The sequence below is a fragment of the Streptomyces sp. NPDC054765 genome, from assembly GCF_053612065.1.
The window spans coordinates 96317-111142 of the sequence record NZ_JBSHBP010000004.1 but is presented as its reverse complement, the minus strand read 5'-3'; the positions used below and the strand labels follow the sequence as shown (position 1 = coordinate 111142).

The window sequence follows — 14826 nt, the reverse complement described above, 5'->3', positions numbered from 1 at the left end:
CAGACCCGTGAGGCAGCGGCGGACCCGCTTCTTCCTTCTTCCGTGCAGGGTGCCAGTCCGGGGAGATCCTTTGAGGTGTTTGTGGACTTCCCCACAAAGAGCCGGGAAGGGTGGGGTCGGTGCGGTAGCCGCTCGCGGTCTTCACCCGCCCGCCTTCCTCGTTCGAGGGTGTATGGGATGCTGCGGTCGCAGGCCCTTCCCCCGAGGAGACGGAGAGCCTGCTGGACGACTTGCCAGGAGAGTCATGACCAGCACAGCGGCCCAGCACGTCTCTCACGGTCCCGACCGGTGCACGTCCGGCTACTGCGGCAGCCAGGGCGGCCACCTCACCGCCCGGCCGGCAGCGGGACGACGATGAAGCAACGCCCACTCGGCACGCACGGGCCGGGCGTCGGTGCGCTCGGCCTCGGCTGCATGGGGATGTCCAGCTCGTACGGGGTCCCGGACGACGCCGCGTCCGTGCGGACCCTCGACCGCGCGTCCGAGCTGGGCGTGAACCTGCTGGACACCGCGGACGCCTACGGACAGGGCGCCAACGAGGAGTTCATCGGACGCTGGCTGGGCAGCCGTACGGCGTCGCAGCGGGACGGGCTGGTCGTCGCGACCAAGTTCGGGCTGCGGCACGACACCGTCACCGGGCGGGTCAACGCGGTGGATACGTCCGCCACTTGGGTGCGCGAGGCATGCCACGCCTCGCTGCGGCGCCTCGGTACGGACCGTATCGACCTCTACTCCGTGCACCGCCGCGACCCGGCCGTCCCCGTCGAGGAGACGGTCGGTGCGATGGCCGAGCTCGTCGCGGCCGGCGCCGTACGCCATCTCGGCCTCAGCGAGGTGAGTCCTCAGACCCTGCGCCGGGCCCATGCCACGCACCCGATCAGCGCCGTGCAGCTGGAGTACTCCCTCTTCACGCGCGACGTCGTGGAAGGCGAGATGCTGGCGACCTGCCGGGAACTCGGCATCGGCATCGTCGCGTACTCGCCGCTCGGGCGCGGGATGCTGACCGGCGCGCTCGGCTCCCGCGAGGATCTCACCGCCGAGGACGCCCGGCGCCGGTGGCCGCGGTTCGCCGAGGAGAACATCGAGCGCAATCTGCGGCTCGTCCAGGCCGTGCGCACCGCCGCCGGCTCCCTCGGCTGCACCCCGGCACAGGCCGCCCTCGCCTGGCTGCTCGCCCAGGGCGAGGACATCGTGCCGATCCCCGGCACCAAACGCCGCAGCTACCTGGAGGAGAATGCGGCGGCGACCGCCATCGCGCTGGACCCGGAGCAGGCGGCCCGGCTCCGGGCGGCGGTGCCCGACGGCGCCGTGGCGGGCGAACGCTATCCGCTCGCCGCCCTGGAGCGCCTGGGCCACTGAATACGGCCCGGCGCCCGGCACCGAGTCCGGTGCGGCCGGCCTCCCGGACTCCTGGCCTCCCGGACTCCTGGCCTCCCGGACTCCTGGTCTCCCGGACTCCCGGACTCCCGGCCACGGCGGTGCACGACCCGCATCCACCATCGTCTACAGTCTTGTAGACGATGGCTGGGCAGCGGCCACCGACCGCGCGCGGTCCGCTGCCCGGCGCCCGAAAAGCAGTTGGTTGCCGATACGGCGCACCGCGCCGGGAGGGCGGACAGCACGATGGCGCAGTGGAGCAGCGGGGCACAGACCCTGCCCCTGGGGGAACCTCAGGGGCAAGAGCCCTTGCCCCACCCGGGACACGGACCCGGCTGGAGCAAGGTACCGCAGGTCACAGCCCTGTTCTGGGGTGTGAAGGTACTCACCACCGGCATGGGCGAGACGGCCTCGGACTACCTCGGCCGGACGCTCGGGCCGATACCGGCGGGCGCCCTCGGACTGGCCGGGTTCGTGGTCTTCCTGGTCCTCCAGTTCCGGGCCACCCGCTACCGGCCGTGGACCTACTGGACCGCGATCGTCATGGTCAGCGTGTTCGGCACCATGGCCGCCGACGTCGTCCACGTCATCGCCGGCATTCCCTACACGGTCTCCGCCGTCGCCTTCTCCCTCGCGCTGGCCGCCCTCCTGACGGCCTGGTACCGGACCGAGGGAACGCTGTCCATCCACAGCATCCGCACCCGCCGCCGTGAAACGTTCTACTGGGCGACGGTGCTCACCACGTTCGCGCTGGGCACCGCGGTCGGCGACCTCACCGCGGGCACCCTCCACCTGGGGTACCTCCCCTCCGGCATCCTGTTCGCCGCGCTCATCGCGGTGCCCGCGCTGTCGGGGCGCTTCCTCGGGCTGAACGCCGTCGCCGCCTTCTGGTGGGCGTATGTGCTGACCCGCCCGCTCGGTGCCTCGTTCGCCGACTGGATGGGCGTCTCCACCGCTCGCGGCGGCCTCGGCTGGGGAACCGGACCGGTCACCCTCGCACTCACGGTGCCGATCGTGCTGCTCGTGGGCTACCTGGCGGTCAGTCACAAGGACACGCCGTCCGAGCAGACCGCCGCGGGTACCGCCTGAGGCCGGACGGGGGGAAAGCCGCGCCCGGAATCTCCGTGCGCGGCGCCCTGCGCCCGGCGCCCGGCGCCCGGCCTCAGGAACCGGTCAACGCCGGTGCCAGTTCCCGTAGTTGCTCCAGGCCCAGGCCGCGGTTCGGGGCGAGGGGCTGGATCGCCACGTGGTCGGCGCCCGCGTCGCCATGCTCCTGTACGCGCCGACGGATGGCGTCCACGTCGCCCCATGCCACGATCGCGTCCACCAGCCGGTCGCTGCCGCCGTTCTTGAAGTCGTCGTCCCCGAAGCCGAGCCGTCGCAGATTGCCGGTGTAGTTCGACAGCTCCAGGTAGAAGCGTGTGTGGTGTTCGCGGGCCAGGGAGCGGGCCGTCGCGGGGTCGGACTCCAGGAGGACGGCCTGCTCGGGGGCGAGCAGCGGGCCGGCGCCGAGAATCTCGCGGGCGCGGGCGGTGTGTTCCGTGGTCACGAAGTACGGGTGGGCGCCGGCCGTCCGCGTTCCCGCGAGCTCCAGCATCTTCGGGCCGAGTGCCGCCAGCACCCGGGCGGGCGGCGGGTCGGCCACCGGCCCGTCGTACGGCGTGGCGTCCATCGCGTCGAGATACTCGCGCATGGCCGCGAGCGGCTTGGCGTAGGTGTGCCCCCGCCGGCCGACCAGGGGCGCGTGGCCGGCGCCCAGGCCGAGCAGGAAGCGGCCCCCGTAGGCCTCGGCGAGGGTCTGCGCGGCGGCGTGCGCGGCGGAGGCGTCCCGGCATTCCCGGGCCGGGCCGATCGGGTGGCGGGTACGCGAAGCGGCCGCCCTCCCCTGGGAAGACGGCCGCTTCGTACGTCCGGATCGGTGCCGCGTCAGCCCTCGACGCCCAGCTTCTCCAGGATGAGTTCACGCACCCGGGCCGCGTCCGCCTGCCCGCGCGTCGCCTTCATGACCGCGCCGACCAGGGCGCCGGCCGCGGCCACCTTGCCACCGCGGATCTTGTCGGCGATGGCGGCATTGGCGGCGATCGCCTCGTCGACGGCGGTGCCGAGGGCTCCCTCGTCGGAGACGACCTTCAGACCGCGCTGGTCGACGACGGTGTCCGGGTCGCCCTCGCCGGCCAGCACACCTTCGATGGTCTGGCGGGCCAGCTTGTCGTTGAGCGAGCCGTCGGCGACCAGCGCGGTCACCCGGGCGACCTGCTCGGGGGTGATCGGCAGGGCGGCCAGGTCCACGCCGTCCTCGTTGGCGCGGCGGGCCAGCTCGCCCATCCACCACTTACGGGCCGAGGCGGAGTCCGCGCCGGCGTCGACGGTGGCGGTGATCAGGTCGACCGCGCCCGCGTTGAGGATCGACTGCATGTCGTGCTCGGAGATGCCCCACTCCTCGCGCAGCCGGTTACGGCGCACCCGCGGCAGCTCGGGGAGCGTGGCCCGCAGTTCCTCGACCCACTCGCGGGAGGGGGCCACCGGCACCAGGTCCGGCTCGGGGAAGTAGCGGTAGTCCTCGGCGTTGTCCTTGATGCGGCCGGCCGTCGTGGAGCCGTCCTCCTCGTGGAAGTGCCGGGTCTCCTGGACGATCGTGCCGCCGGAGGACAGCACCGCGGCGTGGCGCTGGATCTCGAAGCGGGCCGCGCGCTCCACGGAGCGCAGGGAGTTGACGTTCTTGGTCTCCGAGCGCGTCCCGAACTTCTCGGTGCCCTGCGGACGCAGCGACAGGTTCACATCGCAGCGCATCTGGCCCTGCTCCATACGGGCCTCGGAGACGCCCAGCGCCTTGATCAGCTCGCGCAGCTCGGCGACGTACGCCTTGGCGACCTCGGGGGCCCGCTCGCCCGCTCCCTCGATCGGCTTGGTGACGATCTCGATGAGCGGGATACCGGCGCGGTTGTAGTCCAGGAGGGAGTGCCGGGCACCGTGGATACGGCCGGTGGCGCCGCCGATGTGGGTGGACTTGCCGGTGTCCTCCTCCATGTGGGCGCGCTCGATGTGCACCCGGAAGATCTCCCCGTCCTCCAGCTGTACGTCGAGGTAGCCGTCGAAGGCGATCGGCTCGTCGTACTGGGAGGTCTGGAAGTTCTTCGGCATGTCCGGATAGAAGTAGTTCTTCCGGGCGAAGCGGCACCACTCGGCGATGGAGCAGTTCAGCGCCAGGCCGATCTTGATCGCGGACTCGACGCCGATCGCGTTGACGACCGGCAGCGAGCCCGGCAGGCCCAGGCAGGTCGGGCAGGTCTGCGCGTTGGCGTCCGCGCCCAGGGTGGTGGAACACCCGCAGAACATCTTGGTCTTGGTGCCGAGCTCGACATGGACCTCCAGGCCCATGACGGGATCGTACGTCGCGAGGGCGTCCTCGTACGACACCAGGTCAGTGACAGTCACGGTGAAACTTTCCCTCTCAGCCCAGCAGGACGTCGTCGTCGCCCAGGCGCTTCAGTTCGCGGTAGAGGATCGCCAGTCCGGTGACGATCGCCGCGGCCGAGACGGCGGCGTCGACCAGCCGGAGGGTGTCGCTCTCCTGACGGGCCAGCTTGGCCTGCTTCGCGACGCTGATGGCGCCGAACGCGGTGCTGCCGATCGACAGGTACAGACCGGACTTGGACTTCTTGAAGTTCTTGGCCTTCTTGGTCATGGCGCTCACAGTGCAGGTGCCTCCTCGAGCAGCGGGTGACCCCACTTGGCGGTGAACGCGGCCTCGACCGCGGCACCGACCTTGTAGAGCCGGTCGTCGGCCATGGCAGGGGCGATGATCTGCAGACCCACCGGCAGCCCGTCCTCGGGGGCCAGTCCACAGGGCAGCGACATGGCTGCGTTGCCTGCCAGGTTGGTGGGGATGGTGCACACGTCGGCGAGGTACATCGCCATCGGGTCGTCGGTGCGCTCACCGATCGGGAAGGCGGTGGTCGGCGTGGTCGGCGAGATGATCACGTCGACCTGCTCGAAGGCCTTCTCGAAGTCGCGCGTGATCAGGGTGCGGACCTTCTGGGCGCTGCCGTAGTACGCGTCGTAGTAGCCGGAGCTGAGCGCGTACGTGCCGAGGATGATGCGGCGCTTGACCTCGTCGCCGAAGCCGGCCTCACGGGTCAGGGCGGTGACGTCCTCGGCGGACTTCGTGCCGTCGTCGCCGACCCGCAGGCCGTAGCGCATGGCGTCGAAGCGGGCCAGGTTGGAGGAGCACTCCGAGGGCGCGATCAGGTAGTACGCGGACAGCGCCAGGTCGAAGGACGGGCAGTCCAGCTCGACGATCTGCGCGCCCAGCTCCTTCAGCAGCGCGACGGACTCGTCGAAGCGCTGGATGACACCGGCCTGGTAGCCCTCGCCGCGGAACTGCTTGACGACGCCGACGCGCATGCCCTCGACGCTGCCGTTGCGGGCCGCTTCGACGACCGGCGGCACGGGGGCGTCGATGGAGGTGGAGTCCAGCGGGTCGTGCCCGGCGATGGCCTCGTGCAGCAGGGCCGCGTCCAGGACCGTACGGGCGCAGGGGCCGCCCTGGTCCAGGGAGCTGGAGAAGGCCACCATGCCGTAGCGGGAGACGCCGCCGTAGGTGGGCTTGACACCGACCGTGCCGGTGACGGACGCGGGCTGGCGGATGGAGCCGCCGGTGTCCGTGCCGATGGCCAGCGGGGCCTCGTAGGCGGCGAGGGCGGCGCTGGAGCCGCCGCCGGAGCCGCCGGGGATCTTGGTGAGGTCCCAGGGGTTGCCGGTCGGGCCGTAGGCGCTGTTCTCGGTGGAGGACCCCATGGCGAACTCGTCCATGTTGGTCTTGCCGAGGATGACGACGTCGGCGGCCTTGAGCTTCTTGGTGAGCGTGGCGTCGTACGGCGGGATCCAGCCTTCGAGGATCTTCGAGCCGACGGTGGTGGGAATCCCCTCCGTCGTGAAGATGTCCTTGAGCGCGACCGGGACGCCGGCCAGCGGGCCGAGCTTCTCGCCGCGGGCGCGCTTCTCGTCCACGGCGCGGGCCTGGGCGAGCGCGCCCTCGCGGTCGACGTGCAGGAAGGCGTGCACCTTCTCGTCGACGGCGTCGATACGGGCCAGGTGGGCCTCGGTCACCTCGACGGCGGTGACCTCGCCGGCCGCGATCTTCGCCGCGATCCCGGCGGCGGTGAGCTTGATCAGGTCTGCCATGTCGGTCACTCCTCCCCCAGGATCTGCGGCACCTTGAAACGCTGCTGCTCCTGGGCCGGGGCGCCGGAGAGCGCCTGCTCGGAGGTCAGCGACGGACGGACCTCGTCCGCCCGCATGACGTTGGTCAGGGGCAGCGGGTGGGAGGTCGGCGGTACGTCTTGGTCGGCGACCTCGGAGACGCGGGCGACCGCGCCGATGATGTCGTCGAGCTGTCCGGCGAAGTGGTCGAGCTCTTCTGCCTTCAGCTCCAGACGTGCCAGCCGGGCGAGGTGGGCGACCTCCTCGCGCGTGATGCCAGGCATGCAGCGATCCTCTGGTGTTCTGGGCGGAGTGTTCCGGGCGGAGAGTCCAGGCGGAGTCTTCTCGTCGAATGCTCCTGTGAACTTTTCCGGCCCAATCCTATGGCGTACGCAAGAGCTGCCGCGAAACCGTTTCGCCGGGGGCGGGTACGAGCGTCGGCCGCGGCAGGTTTCCACGATCTGCCGGAGGGTGCCGCGGCCGGTCAGGAAGCCTCCGGTCCGGACGGCTCATCCGCCTCCGCAGCCCCCTCCGCCTCGGCGGACGGGATGGGTTCGGCGGACGGGATGGGTTCGGCGGACGGGATGGGTTCGGCGGACGGGATGGGTTCGGCGGACGAGACGGACGCGTCGGACGGGACGGAAGGGACGGACGCGTCGGACACCTCGGAGGCGTCTCTCGCACCGGACGCGCCGCTCCGGCATGGCGCGCCGCTCCGGCCGGACGCACCGCTCCCGTCGGGCGGTCCGGGGTCGCCGGGCGGTCCGGGCTCGCCGGGCCGGTGTGCTGCTGAGGGCGGCTGTGCGGGTTCTTCGGAGCGGGGACACGGGACGGCCGGTGGCCGGGTCAGTTCAAGACCTGTCCCGAAGGGCGCTCGGCGGCCTTCTCCGCCGCCAGGGCGGCCGTCTCCGATTCACGTTGCCAGCCACGCTCACCGCGGGCTCTCAGCCAGGCCGTGGTCTCGTCCGGTGGCATCGCGGCGGCCACCAGCCAGCCCTGTACGGCGTCGCAGCCGAGATCACGCAGCCGCTCCCAGGTCTCGTCGTCCTCGACGCCCTCGGCGACGACCAGCAGGCCGAGGGAGTGCGCGAGGTCGAGGGTGCAGCGGACGATCTCGGCGTCCTCCGTGTCGACCGCCAGCCGGGCCACGAAGGAGCGGTCGATCTTCAGCTCGCTCACCGGGAGGCGCCGCAGATGGACGAGGGAGGAGTAGCCGGTGCCGAAGTCGTCGAGGGACATCTTCACGCCGTGCGCGGTGAGCCCGGCGAGGGTGTCGGCGGCCCGCTGCGGGTCCTCCAGGAGGACGTGCTCGGTGATCTCCAGCTGGAGGGCGCCCGGTGGGACGCGGTGCCGGGCGAGCCGGGCCGCGACCGCTCCGGCGAAGCCCGGGGAGTGCACATCGCGCGGGGAGACATTGACGGCGACCGGCACCTCCAGGCCCATCGCGCGCCAGCGCGCCACCTGGGCGAGCGCGGTCTCGAGGACGTACTCCGTCAGCCGCGGCATCAGCCCGGAGGACTCGGCGATGGCGATGAATTCGTCCGGTGGCACCCGGCCGCGGTCCGGATGCACCCAGCGGACCAGCGCCTCCAGCCCGGCGACATGCCCGTCGAAGCCGACCTTGGGCTGGTAGTGCAGCTCGACGTCGCCGGCGTCCAGGGCGCGGCGCAGATCGCCCAACAGGCCCAGGCGATCGGGGGTGTTGCCGTCCCGCTTGGCCTCGTACAGCTCGACGCCGCTGCGGTCCCGCTTGGCCTGGTACATGGCCACATCGGCGCGGCGCAGCAGCCCTTCGGCATCGAGGGCGTGGTCGGGGAAGACGGCGACCCCCGCGCTGGCTTCTAGCACGAGGGTCAGTCCGTCGAGGTCCAGCGGGGAGCCGAGGGCGGAGACCAGATTGCGGGCCACCCGCTGGGAGCTGGTCAGCGAATCGGTGGTGGGCAGCAGGACCGCGAACTCGTCGCCGCCGAGCCGGGCCGCCTCGGCGCCGCGCGGCAGGGCGTGCCGCAGGCGGTCGGCGATCTGCAGCAGCAGGCGGTCGCCGGCGAGGTGGCCGAGGGTGTCGTTGACGGAGCGGAAGCGGTCCAGGTCGATGAGGACCAGTGCGGCGCGGGAGCCGACGCGCTCGGCGTCGTCCAGCGCGGTCCAGGTGCGCTCCAGCAGCCACTGGCGGTTGGGCAGGCCGGTGAGCGGGTCGCGCAGCTGCTCCTCGGCACGGGCGCGGGCGATCAAGAGGGTGGAGTCCAGCGCGATGAGCGGGACCGCGAACAGCGGCAGCAGCAGGGGGGCGTGGACGGCGCAGACGGCGATCAGCGGGGAGATGCCGAGCAGCGCGATGCCGACGAGTGCCTGGCGCAGGACGGCCGTTCGGGGGATGGCGGGCAGCTGGCCGGTGCGCGGGGCGAGGCTGGCCCACAGGAGGCCGCGGCTGACGAAGAGGTAGCCGGCGGCGGTGACGACGACTTCGGGGAGGACGGAGAGGTTCCAGACGGGCGGGGCCCACGGGTGGCGGACACTGGAGACCACGCCGAACGTGGCGAGGCCGAGCGCCGCGGCACCGATGCCGAGGATGTCCACGGCGCCGTGCACCACGGCCTGTCGCCAGCGGTGCCGCCGGGCGGTGCCGACGAGAACGACAACGGAGAGGCTGACGAGGGTGGCGGGCACCCAGCCGTAGAGCAGCAGGACGGCGAGGGCCAGGGCGGCGCCGGAGCCCGTGCCGCCCCACCAGCGGTCCCGGCCGAGGGCGACCAGATGGCCGACGATGATGCCGGTGAGGACCGCCAGCGACCAGCCTATGGAGCCGCCGGGGAACAGCGCGTCACCTTCGCCGAGGGTGACGATGACGCCCGTGGCGAGCGCGAGGCCCGCCACGAGGACGATGGTCGCGGGCAGCGCGGGCACGACGAGCCGCCGGAGCCGCGACGCCGGAGCGGCGCTGTCGGTCGGTTTCATTCCGATCCCTCTCACAGCCGGCTGTGCCCGCGCCACGGCAGGCGCATTCCTCAACAGTAGGCCGCGGATGGCCCCAACGGGCAGCGATCGGCGACGGTTGCCCGAATGCGACCCGGCGTTGCGGATCAATCTGGTATGCGCCGATGGGGTGACACCTCACTCCTCCTCAGGCGGAGTGACAGCTACCGCTCGCGCTGCGTCAGGACCCTGCTCCAGCAGCACCGCGAAGCCATCATCGTCCAGCACGGGGACCTTCAATTGCATGGCCTTGTCGTACTTCGAACCGGGGTTGTCGCCCACCACTACGAATCCGGTCTTCTTCGAAACGGAACCGGTCACCTTCGCTCCGAGGTTCTGGAGGGCCTCTTTCGCGCCATCTCTGGTGTGTGACTGAAGTGTGCCCGTTACGACGACGGTGACGCCTTCGAGGGGACGCGGGCCCTCATCACCCGTTTGCTCCTCCTCCATTCGGACGCCGGCCGCCCGCCAGCTCTCGATGATCTGCTGGTGCCAGTCCACGGCGAACCACTGCTTCAACGAGGCGGCGATCGTGGCCCCGACGCCGTCGACGGCGGCCAGCTCCGTCTCGTCCGCGTCCCGGATGCGGTCGATCGAGCGGAACTCCCGCGCCAGCGCCTCGGCGGCCACCGGGCCCACATGCCGGATCGACAGACCCGTGATGATCCGGGCCAGCGGGCGCTGCTTGGCGGCCTGGATGTTCTCCAGCATGGCCAGGGCGTTCTTCTTGGGCTCGCCCTTCTGATTGGCGAAGAAGGTGACGACCTTCTCCTCGCCGGTCTTCGGATCGCGCTTGGGCAGACCGGAATCGGGGTCGAGGACATACGACTTGATGGGCAGCAGCTGTTCGATGGAGAGGCCGAAAAGATCTCCCTCGTCCGTCAGCGGCGGCTCGGCGGGCTCCAGCGGCTGGCTGAGCGCCGTCGCCGCGACATAGCCGAAGTTCTCGATGTCCAGGCACTTGCGGCCGGCCAGATAGAACAGCCGCTCACGGATCTGGGCGGGGCAGGCGCGGGCGTTGGGGCACCGCAGGTCGATGTCGCCTTCCTTGGCGGGCTGCAGCGGCGTCCCGCACTCGGGGCAGTCGGCCGGCATCACGAACTCCCGCTCGCTGCCGTCCCGCAGATCGGCGACCGGGCCCAGGATCTCCGGAATGACATCGCCGGCCTTGCGGATCACGACGGTGTCGCCGATGAACACGCCCTTGGCCTTGACCACGTCCTGGTTGTGCAGGGTCGCGAACTCCACCTCGGAGCCGGCCACCGTCACCGGCTCGACCACGGCATACGGCGTGACCCGCCCGGTCCGGCCGACGCCGACGCGGATGTCGACCAGCTTGGTGTTGACCTCCTCCGGCGGGTACTTCCAGGCGATCGCCCAGCGCGGCGCCCGCGAGGTCGAACCCAGCCGCCCCTGGAGCCGGATCTCGTCCAGCTTGACGACCACGCCGTCGATCTCGTGCTCGACCGCCGTACGGCGGGTGTCGGCGTCGCCGTAGCGGGCGATGAACTCGCGCACCGCTTCCAGGGAGTCGACGACCTTGTTGTGCGTGGCCGTCGGCAGGCCCCACTCCTCGAGCAGGTCGTAGGCCTCCGACTGGCGGTCGGTCTCCAGGCCGTCGCGGGCGCCGATGCCATGGACGACCATGTGCAGCGGGCGGCCGGCCGTGACCTTGGGGTCCTTCTGGCGCAGCGAACCGGCCGCGGCGTTGCGGGGGTTGGCGAACGGGGGCTTCCCCTCGGCCACCAACCGCTCGTTGAGCTCCAGGAACTTCTCCATCGGGAAGTAGACCTCCCCGCGCACCTCGACCAGACCCGGGATCCGGTCGCCCTTGAGCCGGTGCGGGATCTCGGCGATCGTACGGACGTTGGGTGTGATGTCCTCGCCCGTACGGCCGTCGCCACGGGTGGCGGCGCGGGTCAGCCGGCCCTGCTCGTAGGTGAGGTTGACGGCGAGGCCGTCGACCTTCAACTCGCACAGGAAGTGGTAGCCGGCGTCCTGGGGACCGCCGCCGAGTTCACCGGCGATCCGCTCGGCCCAGGCCGCCAACTCCTCGTCGTCGAAGGCGTTGTCGAGGGAGAGCATCCGTTCGCGGTGCTCGACCTCGGTGAACTCCGTGGCATACGCGCCGGCAACCTTCTGGGTCGGCGAATCGGGGGTGCGCAGCCCGGGGTGCTCGTCCTCCAGGGCCTCCAGGGAACGCAGCAGCCTGTCGAACTCCGCGTCGCTGACGACCGGGGCGTCCTTCACGTAATACCGGAAGCGATGCTCCTCGATCTGCTCAGCGAGCTGCGCGTGCTTCTCCCGCGCCGCTGCGGGCACCTCGGATTGCGCTGCGTGCTGTTCGCCAGCCACCGTTTTGTCCTCCCGTGGTCCTTGAGTGCGGTCACTCAGGGTTGTCTGCGAGTGATCTCGCCGCCCGGACGCAGTGGGCGAGCGCCGAGCGGGCATAAGCGGGCGAAGCACCCGCGAGTCCGCACGAGGGAGTGATGACCACGGACTCGCTGAGAGTCCCCGGTGTCAGCCCCAGCCTGCGCCACAGCGTCCTGACACCCATGACGCTACCGGCAGGGTCTGACAATCGGCTGTCCACGCCCGGCACCACGCCTGCGAACAGCGTCGTACCGCCCTCGACGGCCTCCCCGATCGTTTCCTCCTCACGCTCGGTGAGCAGCGAGAAATCGAACGAGATGCCCGTGACACCGGCCCGCCGCAGCAGCCCGAACGGCACCTCGGGGGCGCAGGAGTGGACGACCACGGGCCCGCCCTCTGCCACCGCGACAAGATCACGCAGCGCGCCCTCGACGACCGTCCGGTCCACGGCCCGGTGGGTGCGGTAGCCGCTCGCGGTCTTCACCCGCCCCTGGAGCACGGCGGTCAGCGACGGCTCGTCGAGCTGCAGCACGACGTGGGCGCCCGGCACCCGCCGCCGTACGTCCGCGAGATGGGCGCGCAGCCCCTCCTCCAGGGACGCCGCCAGGTCCCGGCAGGCGCCGGGGTCGCCGAGGGCCGCCTCGCCGTTGCGCGTCTCCAGGGCGGTGGCCAGGGTCCACGGGCCGGCCGCGGAGACCTTCAGCGGTCCCTCGTAGCCCTGGGTGAACTCCTCCAGGGCGTCGAGATCTTCCCCGAGCCAGGAGTGGGCGCGCCGGGTGTCGCGGCCCGGCCGGTCGCTGATCCGCCAGCCGCTGGGCTCCACATGGCCGTAGACCTCGACGAGCATCCCGAGGGTCCGCCCGATCATGTCGGCGCCGGGCCCCCGGGCCGGGAGCTCCGGCAGACAAGGGAAGGTCTCCAGCGATCCGGTGACGGTTCTGGCCGCTTCCCGCGCGTCACCGCCCGGCATCGACCCGATTCCGGTTGCCGCGCCCGCGGCCCACTTCTGCCTGCTGTTCTCGCTCACCCGGGAAGGGTATGCGGCACGGCTCCCCGCGGGGTGCGCCAGGGCCGCGGACCGGCCGGCCGTACCGGTGCCGGGCGGGGCGGGGAGAGGCGGGGCGGGGCGAGGCAGGGAGGGGCGGGGTACGCCGGGCGCAAGGACAACCCGGCCGTGGCGGCGATGGCCGGATGCACCGGAGGGGGCGGGCAGGAGGGGCGGGCAGGGCGGCCCCTGACGCGCTGCCGCCCGCCCCTCCCGGATGCGTACGGCGGTCACGCTCCGGTACGTATGCCCGTCACGCCGGGCCGGGTACACCCGTCACGCCGGACCGCCTGCCCCTCACCCCCGGGTGCGTATGCCCAGCCGGCCGGCCACCGCCGCGACGGCCAGCGCGCCCGCCGTCAGCACGAAGGCGTAGCCGGCGCCCCGATGGCCACCACCCGCGCTCGTCAGCACCGCGCCCATGCCGGCGATACCGACCAGGGAGCCGATCTGGCGGTTGGCGTTGAGGGTCGCACTGCCGATATCGGCGTGCTCGCGGCCCGCGGCCGCCATCAGCACGCCGGTCAGCGCCGGGGAACTCACCCCGCTGCCGATGTTGGCGACGGCGAGGATCACCGCGATCACCCAGTACGGCAGGCCGGGCGCAAGGACCAGGAACAACAGGCAATAGCCCGCGGCGGAGAGCGCCAGGGAGGCGGCCAGCGCGGCCCGGTTGCCGATCCGAGGCCCGATCCGCGCGTAGAGCATGTTGCCGGCCGGGATGACCAGAACGGCCGGCAGCAGCTGCAGCCCCGCCGTCACGGGGCTCGCGCCGCGCGCGGTCTGGAGGAAGAGCCCGAGGACGAACAGCGCCCCGTAGAAGGCGAAGTTGAAGAGGAAGCCGACCACATTGGCCGCGGTGAAGCTGCTGTCCGCGAACAGCGCGACCGGCAGCACCGGGGTACGGGTGACCCGCTCGCGGACGAGGAATCCGGCCCCCGCGAGCACCGCGACCGTGAACGCCGCCAGGACGAAGGGCGCGGACCAGCCCTTGCCCGGCCCTTCGATCAGCGCGTAGCTCAGCGACCCCAGGGCGAGCAGGCCCAGGACATGGCCGCTGCCGCCGAGTGCCGAGCCGCGGCCCGGGACGGCCGCGACGACCCGCCGGGTCAGCAGCAACCCCGCCACGCCGATGGGGAGGTTGACGAGGAAGATGCTCCGCCAGCCGAGGGTGCCGACCAAGAGGCCGCCGATGGTCGGCGCCAGCCCGACGGAGGTGGAGACGATCGCCGACCAGATGCCGAGGATCTTCGCCCGGCGGGCCGGCTCGGGGAAGGCGTGCATCAGCAGCGACAGCGAGCTGGGCATGAAGAGTGCCGCGCCCACACCCTGGGCGAAGCGGCCCGCCACCAGGACGGCGCCGTTCGGCGCGACGGCGCCCAGCAGGGACGCGCCGGTGAACACGGCGAGTCCGACGAGGTAGATCCGGCGGGCGCCGAACCGTTTCGCCAGCGAGCCGGCGAGCAGCAGCAGCGCGGCGAAGGCGAGGACATAGCCGTCGACGACCCAGGTGAGGCCGGACATGCTCAGCCCGAGCCGGGCCCGCAGCTCGTGGGCGGCGACGTTCATGATGCCGGTATCGAGGCTCGCCATCACGAACCCGAGGGCCAGCACGAGGAGTTGGGCACCGCCGCGGGCGCGCGGCCGGAGGTGCGACCCGGAGGGCCGGGCGCCGTCATCGGCCTCGCCGGGGCTCGCCGTCCTGCCCGGAGCCGTTTTCTCAGTGATCATGGATTTAGTTAAAGCTGTAGCCATTCACCTCGGCAATGGTTACAGCTATAACTTTACTGAACGGAAACAAAAGAGGCCCCGGGGCATCCCGGGACCTCGCTTCAGCAGTACTGCGACGACGGGGT

11 protein-coding genes are annotated in these 14826 nt (G+C 71.7%); 2 read left to right on the top strand and 9 right to left on the bottom strand.

The annotated features are described in order from the left end of the window. Positions 1–354 precede the first annotated feature (354 nt). Together ACWGJY_RS04500 and ACWGJY_RS04495 are read left to right on the top strand one after the other, a co-directional pair. Positions 355–1359, top strand: coding sequence for an aldo/keto reductase (locus tag ACWGJY_RS04500; RefSeq protein WP_453259306.1), 1005 nt, complete (start codon positions 355–357; stop codon positions 1357–1359). A 264-nt stretch (positions 1360–1623) separates the two neighbouring features. Beyond that, complete coding sequence (locus ACWGJY_RS04495; protein WP_453259305.1) at positions 1624–2466, top strand: COG4705 family protein; 843 nt, start codon at positions 1624–1626, stop codon at positions 2464–2466. Positions 2467–2539: 73 nt separating this feature from the next. On the opposite strand, the gene ACWGJY_RS04490 is transcribed toward ACWGJY_RS04495, so the two are convergent. The 9 genes from ACWGJY_RS04490 to ACWGJY_RS04450 all read right to left on the bottom strand — a co-directional run bounded on the left by ACWGJY_RS04490 (position 2540) and on the right by ACWGJY_RS04450 (position 14701). Beyond that, positions 2540–3229: a TIGR03620 family F420-dependent LLM class oxidoreductase gene (locus tag ACWGJY_RS04490; RefSeq protein ID WP_453259393.1), complete on the bottom strand. Its 690-nt coding sequence runs from the start codon at positions 3227–3229 to the stop codon at positions 2540–2542. Between the two features lie 74 nt (positions 3230–3303). Continuing rightward, complete coding sequence (gene gatB / locus ACWGJY_RS04485; RefSeq protein ID WP_453259304.1) at positions 3304–4812, bottom strand: Asp-tRNA(Asn)/Glu-tRNA(Gln) amidotransferase subunit GatB; 1509 nt, start codon at positions 4810–4812, stop codon at positions 3304–3306. A gap of 16 nt (positions 4813–4828) precedes the next feature. Next, positions 4829–5062: a hypothetical protein gene (locus ACWGJY_RS04480; protein WP_159471643.1), complete on the bottom strand. Its 234-nt coding sequence runs from the start codon at positions 5060–5062 to the stop codon at positions 4829–4831. A gap of 5 nt (positions 5063–5067) precedes the next feature. Continuing rightward, on the bottom strand, positions 5068–6561 hold the full coding sequence (gene gatA / locus ACWGJY_RS04475) for an Asp-tRNA(Asn)/Glu-tRNA(Gln) amidotransferase subunit GatA (RefSeq protein WP_453259303.1): 1494 nt from the start codon (positions 6559–6561) through the stop codon (positions 5068–5070). Positions 6562–6566: 5 nt separating this feature from the next. Next, positions 6567–6863, bottom strand: a complete 297-nt coding sequence (gene gatC, locus ACWGJY_RS04470; RefSeq protein ID WP_453259302.1) for an Asp-tRNA(Asn)/Glu-tRNA(Gln) amidotransferase subunit GatC — start codon at positions 6861–6863, stop codon at positions 6567–6569. Positions 6864–7425: 562 nt separating this feature from the next. Further along, positions 7426–9534 carry a putative bifunctional diguanylate cyclase/phosphodiesterase gene (locus ACWGJY_RS04465; RefSeq protein ID WP_453259301.1) on the bottom strand — a complete coding sequence of 703 codons (2109 nt, stop codon included), beginning with the start codon at positions 9532–9534 and terminating at the stop codon, positions 7426–7428. Positions 9535–9690: 156 nt separating this feature from the next. Then, a complete protein-coding gene (gene ligA, locus ACWGJY_RS04460) occupies positions 9691–11907 on the bottom strand; it encodes an NAD-dependent DNA ligase LigA (protein WP_453259300.1) in 2217 nt (738 codons plus the stop codon). A gap of 31 nt (positions 11908–11938) precedes the next feature. Further along, positions 11939–12952 (bottom strand): methionine synthase, encoded by a 1014-nt coding sequence (locus ACWGJY_RS04455; protein WP_453259299.1) that lies wholly within the window; start codon positions 12950–12952, stop codon positions 11939–11941. A gap of 315 nt (positions 12953–13267) precedes the next feature. After that, positions 13268–14701, bottom strand: coding sequence for an MFS transporter (locus ACWGJY_RS04450; RefSeq protein ID WP_453259298.1), 1434 nt, complete (start codon positions 14699–14701; stop codon positions 13268–13270). Positions 14702–14826: the final 125 nt, after the last annotated feature.